12 protein-coding genes are annotated in these 12,814 nt (G+C 72.7%); 3 read left to right on the forward strand and 9 right to left on the reverse strand.

What is annotated here, in order from left to right; all coding sequences use genetic code 11:
* Positions 1–604: 604 nt before the first annotated feature.
* From BJY16_RS23005 to BJY16_RS23030, 6 genes are all read right to left on the reverse strand, one after another.
* On the reverse strand, positions 605–3,484 hold the full coding sequence (locus tag BJY16_RS23005; protein ID WP_221502024.1) for a fumarate reductase/succinate dehydrogenase flavoprotein subunit: 2,880 nt from the start codon (positions 3,482–3,484) through the stop codon (positions 605–607).
* On the reverse strand, positions 3,481–4,227 hold the full coding sequence (locus BJY16_RS23010) for an ABC transporter ATP-binding protein (protein ID WP_185041648.1): 747 nt from the start codon (positions 4,225–4,227) through the stop codon (positions 3,481–3,483). The genes BJY16_RS23005 and BJY16_RS23010 overlap by 4 nt, the downstream gene beginning before the upstream one ends.
* A complete protein-coding gene (locus BJY16_RS23015) occupies positions 4,224–5,051 on the reverse strand; it encodes an ABC transporter permease (RefSeq protein ID WP_185041649.1) in 828 nt (275 codons plus the stop codon). The genes BJY16_RS23010 and BJY16_RS23015 overlap by 4 nt, the downstream gene beginning before the upstream one ends.
* Positions 5,048–6,445 carry an ABC transporter substrate-binding protein gene (locus BJY16_RS23020; protein WP_185041650.1) on the reverse strand — a complete coding sequence of 466 codons (1,398 nt, stop codon included), beginning with the start codon at positions 6,443–6,445 and terminating at the stop codon, positions 5,048–5,050. Before BJY16_RS23020 ends, BJY16_RS23015 begins: the two co-directional genes overlap by 4 nt.
* Positions 6,442–6,669 carry a 4Fe-4S dicluster domain-containing protein gene (locus tag BJY16_RS23025; protein ID WP_185041651.1) on the reverse strand — a complete coding sequence of 76 codons (228 nt, stop codon included), beginning with the start codon at positions 6,667–6,669 and terminating at the stop codon, positions 6,442–6,444. The genes BJY16_RS23020 and BJY16_RS23025 overlap by 4 nt, the downstream gene beginning before the upstream one ends.
* A 596-nt stretch (positions 6,670–7,265) precedes the next feature.
* On the reverse strand, positions 7,266–8,069 hold the full coding sequence (locus BJY16_RS23030) for a GntR family transcriptional regulator (RefSeq protein WP_185041652.1): 804 nt from the start codon (positions 8,067–8,069) through the stop codon (positions 7,266–7,268).
* A gap of 259 nt (positions 8,070–8,328) precedes the next feature.
* Between BJY16_RS23030 and BJY16_RS23035 the strand changes: the two genes are divergently transcribed.
* Together BJY16_RS23035 and BJY16_RS23040 are read left to right on the forward strand one after the other, a co-directional pair.
* The gene (locus BJY16_RS23035; protein ID WP_185041653.1) at positions 8,329–8,790 is read left to right on the forward strand and encodes an SRPBCC domain-containing protein; all 462 of its coding nucleotides are present in this window, start codon (positions 8,329–8,331) and stop codon (positions 8,788–8,790) included.
* Positions 8,787–9,125, forward strand: a complete 339-nt coding sequence (locus BJY16_RS23040) for an ArsR/SmtB family transcription factor (RefSeq protein ID WP_185041654.1) — start codon at positions 8,787–8,789, stop codon at positions 9,123–9,125. The genes BJY16_RS23035 and BJY16_RS23040 overlap by 4 nt, the downstream gene beginning before the upstream one ends.
* Positions 9,126–9,207: 82 nt before the next feature.
* Here the strand turns inward: BJY16_RS23040 and BJY16_RS23045 are convergent, their stop codons facing one another.
* On the reverse strand, positions 9,208–9,657 hold the full coding sequence (locus BJY16_RS23045; RefSeq protein ID WP_185041655.1) for a VOC family protein: 450 nt from the start codon (positions 9,655–9,657) through the stop codon (positions 9,208–9,210).
* A gap of 514 nt (positions 9,658–10,171) precedes the next feature.
* Positions 10,172–10,804 (reverse strand): DUF2461 domain-containing protein, encoded by a 633-nt coding sequence (locus tag BJY16_RS23050; RefSeq protein WP_185041656.1) that lies wholly within the window; start codon positions 10,802–10,804, stop codon positions 10,172–10,174.
* Positions 10,805–10,821: 17 nt separating this feature from the next.
* On the opposite strand from BJY16_RS23050, the gene BJY16_RS23055 reads away from it, so the two are divergent.
* Positions 10,822–11,964: an MFS transporter gene (locus BJY16_RS23055; protein WP_185041657.1), complete on the forward strand. Its 1,143-nt coding sequence runs from the start codon at positions 10,822–10,824 to the stop codon at positions 11,962–11,964.
* Here BJY16_RS23055 and BJY16_RS23060 read toward each other — a convergent pair.
* Positions 11,961–12,767 carry an NADPH-dependent oxidoreductase gene (locus BJY16_RS23060; protein ID WP_239176762.1) on the reverse strand — a complete coding sequence of 269 codons (807 nt, stop codon included), beginning with the start codon at positions 12,765–12,767 and terminating at the stop codon, positions 11,961–11,963. The genes BJY16_RS23055 and BJY16_RS23060 overlap by 4 nt on opposite strands.
* Positions 12,768–12,814: the final 47 nt, after the last annotated feature.

Raw genomic sequence — 12,814 nt, forward strand, 5'->3', positions numbered from 1 at the left:
TCGGCTGGGCTGTTCGTGGTGGCTGTCGTCGGTTTGGCGGGAAGTTGTCCACATCGGCGCGTTGTCCACAGTGCGGGCCCGGGTGATCTGGTTTCCGCGTCACACTGTTCTTGGGCGGAGGGGCGGGCGGGGACTGGGACGTGGGCGGGCACTGGGACGTGGGCGGGCACTGGGAAGTGGGCGGGCACTGGGAAGTGGGCGGGCATTGGGAAGTGGGCGGGCACTGGGAAGTGGGCGGGGACTGGGACGTGGGCAGGCCGCCCGCGACGCCCGCTGCACTCCCGGCCGCCATGCGCGTCACGGTTTCGGCTGGGCGTGACGGGTGTTTCGAGAGGGCTGAGACACCCGTCAGGCCCAGCCGGACCACCGCGAGGCGCGCTGCGGTCTGACGGTCAGCGGGCCTCGCGGTCGGTTCGGCGTGCAGCGCGCCTCGCGGTCGGTTCGGCGTGCAGCGCGCCTCGCGGTCGGTCCGGCGTGCAGCGCGCCTCGCGGTCGGTCTGGCGGGCAGCGGCCGTCGGTCCGGCGTGCAGCGCGCCTCGCGGTCGGTCTGGCGGGCAGCGGCCGACGGTCCGACGTGCAGCGCGCCTCGCGGCTGGTGCTGGGATCAGGGGCTGGACAGGGCTCGGCGGGCCCAGGCGCGGACGTCGGCGTCGGCGTCGGCGCTGGCGTCGGTCAGGGCGGCGCGGACGTCGTCGCGGTCCGGCCAGGTGGACAGGGAGCGGATGGCGGCCTTGCGGACGTCGAGGTTCGCGTCCTTCGCGGCGGTCAGCAGCACCGGGACGGCCAGTTCGGCGGGGGCCGCGGCGAGGGCCTTGGCGGCGCCCTCACGAACCTGCCAGGCCGGGTCGTCCAGGCGGGCGATCGCCAGTGAGGCCAGCGGCGGCGGGCAGCCGATCGCGGCGGCGGCGGCCAGCGCGGCGGCCTGGACCAGCAGGTCCTCGTCACCAGCCAACCGCTCCAGGGCGGCGGCAGCCCGCGGATCGCCGACCGCGCCAAGACCGTGCGTGGCGGCGGCCTGGAGGTCGCCGACCGTGCCGGGTCCGTGCGTGGCGGCGGCCTGGGACTCGCCGACCGCGCCGGGATCGTGCGTGGCGGCGGCCCGGGGCTCGCTGAGCGTGCCGGGACCGTGGGCGGCGGCGGCCCGGGGGTCGCTGAGCGTGCCGGGACCGTGGGCGGCGGCGGCCCGGGACTCGCCGACGGTGCCGAGGCCGTGGGCGGCGGCCACCCGCACCTCGCGGGCCGGGTCGAGCGCGGCCGCGGCCAGACCGGGGACGTCGTCGCGGCGCACCAGGCCGCGGATGGCCTGCAGCCGGACCGCTACCTCGACGTCCTCGGCGGCCGCCCGGAAGTCGGCGGCGGTGCCCAGACCGATCACCCGGAGCAGTTCGACGACCACCTCGCGGACGGCCGGGTCGGTGCCGGCGTAGGCGCTGCGCAGCCGCTGCGCCAGGTCCTCGGCGGCCGGCAGCACGTCGGCCAGTTCGCGCAGCCCCGCCACGGCCGCCGCGCGGACCGCGGGGTCGGCGTCGGCCAGCGCGGTGACCAGGGCGTCCGCGACACCCGTCGGGGCCACCTCGGTGAGTGTGGTGACGGCGGTTCGGCGGACTCCCGGGTCGGGGTCGGTCAGGTAGGGCTCGAAGGCGGCCAGAGCGGGCTGGTCCTCGACCGAGGCGAGGGCGAGAACCGCGACGATACGGTCTGCCGCAGGCGCGACGGCGGTGTGCTCCGGGCGTACCGAAAGCGGGTTGTGGGTGACGGTGCCGAACTGGCGGACCTCGGCCACCGGGGTCTGCTCGGGCCCCGCCAGGGGCTCGAAGCCGTCGACCGGGAACAGGTAGGCGGCGACCGGGCGCTTGACGAACTCCATCTCGCCCTCCGCATTGCGCCGCAGGTTGAGGTGGTAGAGCCACTCGGCGTCGTCGCGCTGCGGGTGGTCGGCGCGCTCGTGGTAGAGGCCCCAGCGGCTCTCGGTGCGGACCAGCGAGGCGCGGGCGGCCATCTCGGCGCAGTCCCGGATGAAGCTGACCTCGACGCAGCGCATCAGTTCGTGCGGGGTGCGGCCGCCCATGCCGTCGATCTCGGTGGTCATCCGTTGGAAGGTCTCGACCGCGATCTCGAGTTTGGCGGCGGACTTGGGCGGGGCGACGTAGTCGTTGACGAAGCGACGGAGTTTGTATTCGACCTGCTGTTGCGGCGGGCCGTCGGGGTGGTCGAGGGGGCGGTAGATCAGTTCCTTCGCCGCCGAAATTTGATCTTGCGGCAGGTCGGCAGGATCGACTGACCGGGAGGCGGCGTGCGTCCCGGCCAGATCGCCGAAGACGAACGCGCCGATCATGTAGTTGTGCGGCACGCACGCCAGATCCCCGGCCGCATAGAGCCCCGGCACCGTGGTCTGACCGTTTTCGTCCACCCACACACCGGACGCCGAGTGCCCGCCGCACAGCCCGATCTCGGAGATGTGCATCTCGATGTCGTGGGTGCGGTAGTCGTGGCCGCGCCCGGCGTGGAAGGTGCCGCGGGACGGCCGCTCGGTGGTGTGCAGGATGCCCTCGATCGCGCTGATCGTCTCGTCCGGCAGGTGGCTGAGCTTGAGGTAGATCGGGCCGCGGTCGGAGTCCAGCTCGCGGGCCACCTCGGACATCATCTGCCCGGACCAGTAGTCGCAGTCGACGAACCGCTCACCCCGGTTGTTGACCTGGTAGCCGCCGAACGGGTTGGCGACATAGGCGCAGGCCGGGCCGTTGTAGTCCTTGATCAGCGGGTTGATCTGGAAGCACTCGATCCCGGACAGCTCGGCGCCGGCGTGGTACGCCATCGCGTACCCGTCCCCGGCGTTCGTCGGGTTCTCGTAGGTGCCGTAGAGGTACCCGCTGGCCGGCAGGCCGAGCCGCCCGCACGCCCCGGTCGCCAGGATGACCGCTTTTGCCCGCACCGTGACGAACTCGCCGGAGCGGGTGTCGAACCCGGCCGCGCCGACCGCCCGGCCCTCGGCGGTCAGCACCCGGACCGGCATCACCCGGTTCTCGATCTGGATCTTCTCGCGCATCTCCCGGCGGCGCAGCTGGCGGTAGAGCACCTTCTTGACGTCGCGGCCCTCCGGCATCGGCAGCACGTACCGGCCGGAGCGGTGCACCTGGCGAACCGCGTACTCGCCGTACTCGTCCTTCTCGAACTTGACGCCGTAGCGCTCCAGGCGCTGCACCATGGCGTGCCCGCGGGTCGCGGTCTGGTGCACGGTGCGCTGGTTGACGATGCCGTCGTTGGCCCGGGTGATCTCCCGGACGTAGTCCTCCGGGGTGGCCTTGCCCGGGATGACCGCGTTGTTCACCCCGTCCATCCCCATCGCCAGGGCGCCGGAGTGCCGGACGTGCGCCTTCTCCAGCAGCAGCACCCGGGCGCCGTGCTCGGCGGCGGACAGCGCGGCCATCGTGCCGGCCGTGCCGCCGCCGATCACCAGGACGTCGGTTTCCAGTTCGCGGGTCACGCGGCGTTCCTCTCGAAGAGCGCGGCGAGCAACTCGTCCCGGGCCTCGCGGACCAGGGGAGTGCCGCGGGTGGCCGGGTCCCGGGGCTCCGGGACCTCGACCAGGGTGCGGATGCCGGCCGGGGTCAGTACGGCCACCCGGTCGGCCACGAACAGCGCCTCGTCGACGTCGTGCGTGACGAAGACGACGGTGGCCGCGGTGCTGCTCAGCACGTCGGCGAGCAGCCGCTGCATGGCGCCGCGGGTCTGCGCGTCCAGGGCGCCGAACGGCTCGTCCATCAGCACCGCGCGCGGCTCACCGGCCAGCGTGCGGGCCAGCTGGACGCGCTGGCGCATGCCGCCGGAGAGCTGGGCCGGCAGCCGGTCGGCCTGATCGGCCAGGCCGACCCGGTCCAGCCACTGCTCGGCGCGCGCCCGGCGGTCGGTGCGGGACAGGGCGCGGATCGCCAGCGGCAGCTCCACGTTGCGGCGCACCGAGCGCCACGGCAGCAGGGCGTCGTCCTGGAACATCAGGGCCCGGTCCGGGGACGGGGCGAAGATCGGCTTGTCGTCCGCGAACAGCGTGCCGTCCTGCACCCGGAGCAGCCCGGCGATGCTGCGCAGCAGGGTGGACTTGCCGCAGCCGGACGCGCCGAGGACGGCGAAGACCTCGCCCGGGCGTACCTCGAAGGAGAGGTCTCGCACCACCAGCCGTGAGCCGTGGCCCAAGCTGACCCGGTCGGCGCGCAGCGCCAGGCCGCTCATCGTTCCTCCCTGAGGTGTTTCGGCAGCCACCGGGTGACCCGGCGGCCGAGCAGCTCGACCGTCCCGGCGGTGGCCCAGCCCAGCACGCCGATCGTGATCATCCCGACCAGGACGGCGGGGTAGTCGACGATCGTGTAGGCGTGCCAGGTGCGGTAGCCGACCCCGAAGTCGCCGGAGATCATCTCGGCGGAGATCACGCAGATCCAGGCGACGCCCATCCCGACCGACAGGCCGCCGAAGACACCCGGCAGGGCGCCCGGCAGCACCACGCTGACCAGCACCCGCCAGCGGCTGCCGCCCATCGTGCGGACCGCGTCCTCCCAGACCGTCGGCAGGGCGCGGACCGCGTGCCGGGTGCTGACCAGGATCGGGAAGAACGCGGCGGTGCAGGTGATGAAGACGATGCCCTGCTCGTTCTGCGGGAAGATCAGGATGGCGACCGGGACCAGGGCGATCGCCGGGATCGGGCGGACCACCTCGAAGAGCGGCTGCAGCAGGTCGGCCAGCAGCCAGGAGCGGGCGACCGCGATGCCGGCGCCGATGCCCAGCACCGCGGCCAGGGCGAAACCGGTCAGGATGCGGACCAGGCTCTGCGCGATGTCCTGGTAGAAGACCGGCTCGCGGAGCAGGGTGGTGAGCTGGTCGGCCACCTCGAGCGAGGTGGGCAGGCGGTCGAAGCGGAGCCAGAGGTCGATGTCGGCGGCGGTCAGCCACTGCCAGAGCAGTAACGCGGTGATCAGGGACGCCGCGCGGAGGAGCCAGCGGAGTCGGGGGCGTCTCCGACTGGTCCGGAAAAGTGGCTTGATAGCGGTCAGGGTGGTCATGCGGCGGCCACTGCCTGGGCGTAGGTGATGACGGTGCCTTTTCCGTATCTGTTCGCTCCGGCCCGCGTCGTGAAGGGGAGCAAGCGAGCGCCGTCCTGGACCCAGACGCTCTTGTCGGCGAACCAGCGGGTGCCGGTGGCGGTGTCCGGGACGTAGGCGGCCCGTACCTTCTTGCCGGACTTTTCGGCATTTTTGATCGCGCGCAGCAGGCAGGTCGGGTCGGCGGCCGGCTGCGTGACCTCCTCACCGGTGAGCCAGAGCTCGCCCGCACCGCCGCCGACCGGCGTCTTGCAGATCGGATCGATTCCGGACAGGACCGCGCCGTTCGACCCGGTGACCTCCGGCAGGTAGGAATCGTCGATGAACGCGTCCAGATCGATGCCCTGCAGCACCCCGATCGACTTCAGGAACGGGACGTCGTTCCGCAGGGCCTGCGTCAGCGAGGACTTCAACGGCAGCTCGAAGGTGGCGATCCCGTTCGCGCCGTTGTAGAGATAGACCACCTCGGCGGGCAGCCCGGTCTGCTCAGCGACGATCTCCGCGGCCTTCAGCGGCTGCTGCCAGAGGAATGCGGTGGCGTCCTGCTGCGCCTTGAGGAACGCCTTGACCACGTCCGGGTGGTCGGTGGCGTACTGCTGGCGGACCACGGTGCCGTGCAACGTCGGCACGTTCAGCTCGCCGCCGTCGTAGAGCACCTCCGCCTCGCCGCGGTTGACCAGCAGGCCCGGCCAGGCGACGAACTGCGACAGCGCGGCCACGTTCCCGGACTGCAGGGCCGAGGCGCCGACCGGCGGCTGCTGGTTCTCCACCTTGACGTCCTTCTCCGGGTCCACGCCGGCCTTGCGCAGCGCCTGCACCAGCAGACCGTGCGCGGCCGAGCCGACACTGGTGGAGACGGTCTTGCCGCGCAGGTCGGCCAGACTCCTGATCGGCGAGCCGGGCGCGACCACCACGGTGTTCAGCGCGCCGTGCGGGTTGTAGCCGGTGATCGCGATCATCTTGGTCCGGGTCTGCTCGGACTGCTGCCCGTGCGACCCGTTGATCAGCAGCGGGTAGTCGCCCATCGAGCCGATGTCGATCTTCCCGGCCATCATCTGCGCGGTGATCGGCGCGCCGGTGTCGTAGTCCTGCCAGACCACGCTGACCTTCCGGCCGGTCTCGGCCAGCCGCTTCTCCAGGAAGCCCTGCGCGCGCAGCAGCGTCCCGGCCGTGACCGTGTTGATCGTCTTGGACTGGTAGCCGACGACGAGCACCTCGGCGCCGTCCTCGGCCGCGTTCCCCGCCACCGTGCAACCCGCGCTCAGGGCCAGGACCAGCGCGGCGATCCCGGCGCCGGCCGCTCGCGAGAACTTCGCGGCGCCGCGGCGGGCCGCATCGTCCGTCGCCGGCCTCATCGGATCAGCACCGGCATGTTGACGGTGACCGCGCCGGTGGGGCAGCGGGCCGCGCACGGCCCGCAATACCAGCATTCATCCACGTGCATGTAGGCCTTGCTGGTCTCCGGGTCGATCGCCAGGGAGTCCAACGGGCACATGTCGACGCAGAGGGTGCACTCGTCGATGCAGAGGCTCTTGTCGATCGTCACCGGAACGTCGACCCGCTGGTTGACCAGCGCCATAATGCCCTCCTGAGCTTTCGTGTTCCATCGTTGTCAAGATCAACTTCAAGATCGGGAGATCCCTGACTCGGATCCGCGCTGATCACTGATCGCCGCTCCCGCCAGGGACCCTTCCGGGCCGGGCTGGCCGCTACGCGTCCAGAACGCCCGGCCCTCCAGGGCGACGCCCGTGGCTGGTCACGATCCGCCAACCCCCAACCCCGCGATGCCCGCCCCACCCCGGGACCGCCACGCGCCTCCCGGCAGTCCGGCTGGCCGTCACGGGTGCCTCAACCCTGCTGAGACACCTCCCAGGCCCAGCCGGTCGACCGCGACGCGCGCTGCGGCCCGGACCGCGACGCGCCTCGCGGTGGGTCCGGCTGGCCGTCACGGGTGTCTCAACCCTGCTGAAACACCTCCCAGGCCCAGCCGGTCGACCGCGACGCGCGCTGCGGCCCGGACCGCGACGCGCCTCGCGGTGGGTCCGGCTGGCCGTCACGGGTGCCTCAACCCTGCTGAGGCACCTCCCACGCCCAGCCGGCTGACCGGGACATGGACCGGTGACCCGATGCCGCTCGGTCCGGGATCGTCCGGGCGGAGGTGGCTGGGTGACGGGGTCAGCCGGCGCGGGGCTGCGAGTCCGGTGGGGTGGCGGTGAGGTGGGCCGGGGTGGTGCGGCGTAGCTGGGTCTGCAGGGTGAGGCGGTCGCCGCGGAAGCGGATCCACTCCAGGTCGACCGGGCGCCCGTCGGCCAGGTGGGTGACCCGCTCGACCATGAGCAGGGCGGCCCGGTCGGTCACGTCGAGCAGGGCGGCGCAGTGCGGGTCCGCGTTGACCGCTTCGACGCTGACGTCGGCGTGCCCGAGGCTCTGCCCGGTCAGCTCCTCGATCAGCACGAACACGTCGCGGTGTGCCAGGTCCTCGCCGAGCAGCGGGACCCCGATGTCCTGCGGCAGGTAGGTCAGGTCGAGCGAGACCGGCACCCCGTTCAGGCTGCGGACCCGTTCCAGGTAGACCACCTGCTCGCCGTCCGGTACCCGCAGCCGCCGGGCCACCACGGCCGGCGGGTGGATCACGGTCAGCGTGCGTACCTGGTTGGTGATCTCGCCGTGCTCGTGCAGCGTCTCGGCGAGCCCGGCCAGCCGGTTCAGCCCGTGCCCGTACTTCCCGGAGACGACCAGCGTGCCCACGCCGGGCAGCCGTTCCACCAGGCCTTCGGCGGCCAGCAGCCCGAGCGCCTCGCGCACGGTGTTGCGGGAGGCGGCGTAGTCCCGGCACAGCATCGACTCGCCGGGCAGCGCCCCGTCCCCGAACGCCCCACCGAGCACCTGATGGCGCAGCACGTCGGCGACCTGCCGGGCGCGGTCGGCCCGGCGGCGGCGCGCCTCGGTCAGCGCCGTCGTCTGCGGTTGCGGTGTCATCCCCTCCACGCCGTGAAACCTATTAACCTCATAGGAAAAGTGGAAGAGGCATGCGCCTGCGCCACCTTTGTGCCCCGTCGTCGCGTCGATGACCAGCGCAAATGCTCGTCTCCGTGGTAGTTGCGCCGCGAAAGACGTCCGCATGCTGGAACCAGTCAGCCCACCGGATGTCACCAGGTCACCGAGGCGCAACCGAAGGTTGCGCTTTGGAGGGGATCGGCCTACCGTAAGCCGCAACAAAAGGTTGCGGGAGGGTGTTGTGGAGCTGGGGACCATCGAGCGGGAGATCTACATCGACGCCACGCCTGAGGTGGTGTTCGACGTGGTCAGCAGTCCGGAACATGTCAAGGGGTGGTGGCCGGACGACGCGGACTACGACCCGGTGCCCGGCGGCGCCGGCACGATCAGGTTCGGTGACTGTGCCGCCGGGGGGAAGGTCGAGCAGTTCAGCGTGGTCGACGCGATCCCGCCGAAGCTGTTCGCCTTCCGCTGGACCCACGAGCTGGGTGAGCCGGCCACCGAGGGGAACTCGCTGCTGGTCACCTTCGAGCTGACGCCGTCCGGGAGCGGCACGCTGCTGCGGATGACCGAGACCGGCTTCCGGGAGCGCGGCTGGTCGCAGGCCGTGCTGGAGCAGTGCTACCGGGAGCATGTCACCGGCTGGGACCACTTCCTGCCGCGGATCGCACCCTACGCCGCCACGCTGCGGGGCCGGGCGTGACCACCGCGGTCGACGACGATCTCTGGTCGGCGATCGGCGACCCGACCCGCCGCCGGATGCTCGACCTGCTGCTCGCCGACGGCGAGGGCACCGCCACCACGCTCAGCCAGCAGATGACCGTCACCCGTCAGGCGATCGCCAAGCACCTCGCCGTCCTCGACCGGGTCGGCCTGGTCCAGGGCACCCCCACCGGCCGGGAGAGGCGGTACCGCGTGGACGACCAGCAACTGGCCCGAGCCGTCGCGCAGCTCACCTCGGTGGGCTCCGCCTGGGACGCCCGCCTGCGCCGCATCAAGCGCATCGCCGAGGCCGTGCAGAAGACCAAGAATCCTTAAGACCGATTTCGGTACGCGGAAAGCACCGTGGCGCCGGGGCGATCCAGGCCCCGGCCCCGCGGCGTCCCGTGATCGACGGTGGTCAGTCCAGGCAGAACTCGTTGCCCTCGGGATCCGTCATCACGATGTGTCCGGCCTCCAGCGGCGGCGCCGGCTCCCGCCGGTTCACCCGGGTGGCGCCGAGCCCGATCAGCCGCGCCGCCTCCGCCTCCAGGGCCGCCATCCGCTCGTCCCCGGTGAGCCCGGGCGCCACGCGCACGTCGAGATGCACCCGGTTCTTGGCGGCCTTCCCCTCCGGAACCCGCTGGAAGAACACCCGCGGCCCGGCGCCTTTCGGGTCGACCACCGCGTTGGCGTCGTTGTGGCGCTCCGGCGGAATGTTCATCGCCTCCAGGGCCTGCACCCACGAGTCGAACCCGGGCGGCGGCCCCTGCGTCTCATAGCCGAGCGCCTCCGCCCAGAACCCGGCCAGCCCCAGCGGGTCAGCGCAGTCGATCGTGATCTGAACCTCACGTGCAGTCTCAGGACTCATCCGGCAAGCCTCCCGCACATTGCGGCCACCTCCTGTCCTGAAGCCGAGAATCGTCGAGGGGCTGGGCGTGACGGGTGTTTCGGGGGTCGTGAGGCACCCGTGGGAGCCAGCCGGAGTGCCGCGAGGCGCGCTGCGGTCCGGGCCAAGAGCGCGTGTCGCGGTGCTGGGCTGGGCGTGACGGGTGTTTCGCGGGGTGTGAGGGACCCGTGAGAGCCAGCCGGGCTGCCGGGAGGCGCGCTGCGGTCCGGGGGCCAGCGCGTGTCGCGGTGGTGGGCTGGGCGTGACGGGTGTTTCGGGGGGTGTGAGGGACCCGTGGGGGCCAGCCGGACTGCCGGGAGGCGCGCTGCGGTCGGGGCCACGAGCGTGCCTCGCGGTGCGGGCGGCGGACCCGCACGACGCGCGTGGCGGTCGTGCGGGGGCCGGGCCTCGCGGGCCGGCTGCCACGGGGCTCCGAGTCGTACCGGAAAAGGAACCTGGAACGGGCGAGGCGGCGTCGCGGCAGCGGGGATGGTGGTCAGGCGGCCGGCGGGCCGACGTGGTCGTCGAGCCAGTGGCGCAGCGGCAGGCTCCCGCGGAGGAAGTCGACGATCTTCTTCTGCGCGGCGGCGGTGCCCAGCCACGCGGCCGGCGGCCACTCCTTCCAGGTGATCAGGCCCTTGTGGCGGAGCAGCTCGATCCGCGGATGATCTTTCGGGTAGCCGCGCGGCGCGGTCTTCAGGGTGCCGTGCCCCTGGACGCCGAAACCGGCCTTCTCAATCCGGGCGATGACCTCGGTCAACTCGGCGCCGGTCCGGTCGTCCACGACGGCCCGCCGATAGCGGTCCAGCTGAGCGGGGTCCATCTGGTAGTACCCGGACCCGGCCGCCAGCCCGTCCGCGGACAGTTGCAGGTAGCCGCCCGCGTTCAGCCACGCCCCCAGATGCGTCTTGTAGGGCGACTTGTCCTTGCTGAACCGCACGTCCCGGTACGGCCGGAAGATCTTGCCCGGACCGAACTCCGGCTCCAGCGCCGCCAGCAGCTCCTCCATCGGGCCGCGCACCCGGGTCTCGTAGAACTCGAGGTGCTTGGTCCAGTACGTCTTCGAGTTGTCGGCGGCGAGGCCCTCGTAGAACTCGAGCGCCTCCGCCGGCCAGCCGCGGAACGTCATGGGTGTAAAGGTATGGCATGTTCACGGTCTTCCTCGTCGCGCTGTGCCTGCGCCCGGCGATCACCGCGGTGGGCCCGCTGCTGCCGCAGATCGGCGTGGCCGAGGGGCTGGGGGAGACCGCGCAGGGCGTGCTCGGCGCGCTGCCGCTGCTGGCGTTCGCCGCGGTGTCACCGCAGGTGCACCGGCTGTCCGGGCGGCTCGGGATGGAGCGCGCGGTGCTGGTGGCGCTGCTGGTGCTGGCTGCCGGGGGGATCGTCCGGTCGTACACCGGGCCTGCCGGGCTGTGGGCCGGCACGCTGATCGTCGGCTGTGCGATCGCGGTCGGCAACGTGCTGGTCCCGGCGATCGTGAAGCGTGACTTCGCGAGCAACGTGTCCCGGGCGACCGGGGTCTACACGGCCTGCCTGACCCTCGCCGCGGCGACCGCCTCGGCGGTGGCGGTGCCGCTGGCCGACGCGGCCGACTGGCGGCTGTCGCTGGCGGTCTGGTCCGGGCCGGCGCTGGCCGTGGCCGTGGCGTGGGCTCCGCGCGCTCGTCACCCGACACCCCATGTCACGAAAAATCCGGCAAGAGTCTGGCGGCAGCCACACGCCTGGGCGCTGACCGCCTTCATGGGGTTGCAGTCGACCACGTTCTACCTGCTGGTCACCTGGCTGCCGACGATCGAGATCGCGGACGGCGTCCCGGAGCGGACCGCCGGCCTGCACCTGTTCGTCTACCAGGGGATGGGCATCGTCGGCGGGCTGACCATCCCGCTGCTGCTGCGCGACCCGCGGCGGCGGATCGCCGGCGCGGTCACCTCCAGCGTCCCGGTGCTGGTCGCCGTGCTCGGCCTGCTGTTCGCCCCGGCGCTGACCGTGCTCTGGGTGGTGGTCGCCGGCCTCGGCCAGGGCGCCGCGCTGGTCGCCGCCCTGACCCTGATCACCCTGGGCGGGCGCACCCCGGCCGAGACCACCAAGCTGTCCGGGATGGCGCAGTCGCTGGGCTACCTGCTGGCGGCGACCGGCCCGGTGCTCGCCGGGCTGCTGGCCGAGCGGACCGGCGGCTGGACCGCGAGCCTGGTGGCGGTCGCCGTGCTGGCGTTGCTCCAGCTGACCGCCGCGGCGGTGGCCGGCCGCGGCGACCGCCGGCGCCACGAGCTGGTGACCGCCGCCGGTTAGTGCGACGGCAGGCCGAGCCGCTCCAGGATCTCCCGGAGCCGGTGCCGGCCGGCCATCGACTCCGGGCCGCGCAGCCGGGCCAGCACCCGGTCGCTCCAGCCGCCGGCCAGGCCGTACCTCTCGTTGTAGGCGGCCAGCCGCGCGTCGTAGGCCGGGATGTGCGCGTCCGCCTCGTCGGCCCGGTAGACCTCGTGGTGCAGGACCGCCGCCTGCGGCAGCCGCGGTTTCACCCCGGCCGGCTCGTCCGGGTCCGGCGTGCCGACGGCCAGGCCGAAGGCGGCCACCGTGTGCGGCGGCAGCCGCAGCTCGGCGGCGATCTCCTCGGGGTGGTTGCGGACGCCGCCGACGAAGACCGAGCCGAGGCCCAGCGACTCGGCGGCGAGCACCGCGTTCTGCGCCGCGAGTGCCGCGTCCACGAAGGTGAGCACGGTGCTCTCCAGGTAGTCCGCGGCCTCGACCGCGGTGCCGGCGCGCCGGGCCAGCCGGCGGGCCCGGTCCAGGTCGGCGATCCAGACCAGGAAGAGCGGGGCCTGGGCGATGAACGCCTGGTTGCCGGCCAGGGCGGCGAGCCGGGCCCGGCGGTCCGGGTCGCGGACCGCGACCACGCTCCAGGCCTGCAGGTTCGACGAGGTGGGGGCGGACTGCGCGGCGGCGACCAGCGCGGTCAGCTCGTCGGCGGTGACGTCGCGGCCGGTGAAGCGGCGCACCGAGCGGCGGGCCAGTTGCAGCCGCAGCGTGTCGGTGAGCACGCCGAGGCGGGCTTCGGGGTCGCCGTAGCGGGCGGTGGTGAGCAGGTCGGACACGGGCACTCCTTGCGTCGGGCGGCTTCCATATATTAGCTATAGAGTGA

The sequence above is a fragment of the Actinoplanes octamycinicus genome, from assembly GCF_014205225.1.
Classification (GTDB): domain Bacteria; phylum Actinomycetota; class Actinomycetes; order Mycobacteriales; family Micromonosporaceae; genus Actinoplanes; species Actinoplanes octamycinicus.

Coding starts and splice junctions, on each gene's coding strand:
- BJY16_RS23045 (WP_185041655.1), bottom strand. CDS start 9,657: ATGAGTCCTGAGACTGCACGTGAGGTTCAGATCACGATCGACTGCGCT.
- BJY16_RS23055 (WP_185041657.1), top strand. CDS start 10,822: ATGTTCACGGTCTTCCTCGTCGCGCTGTGCCTGCGCCCGGCGATCACC.
- BJY16_RS23010 (WP_185041648.1), bottom strand. CDS start 4,227: ATGAGCGGCCTGGCGCTGCGCGCCGACCGGGTCAGCTTGGGCCACGGC.
- BJY16_RS23050 (WP_185041656.1), bottom strand. CDS start 10,804: ATGACGTTCCGCGGCTGGCCGGCGGAGGCGCTCGAGTTCTACGAGGGC.
- BJY16_RS23015 (WP_185041649.1), bottom strand. CDS start 5,051: ATGACCACCCTGACCGCTATCAAGCCACTTTTCCGGACCAGTCGGAGA.
- BJY16_RS23020 (WP_185041650.1), bottom strand. CDS start 6,445: ATGAGGCCGGCGACGGACGATGCGGCCCGCCGCGGCGCCGCGAAGTTC.
- BJY16_RS23025 (WP_185041651.1), bottom strand. CDS start 6,669: ATGGCGCTGGTCAACCAGCGGGTCGACGTTCCGGTGACGATCGACAAG.
- BJY16_RS23030 (WP_185041652.1), bottom strand. CDS start 8,069: ATGACACCGCAACCGCAGACGACGGCGCTGACCGAGGCGCGCCGCCGC.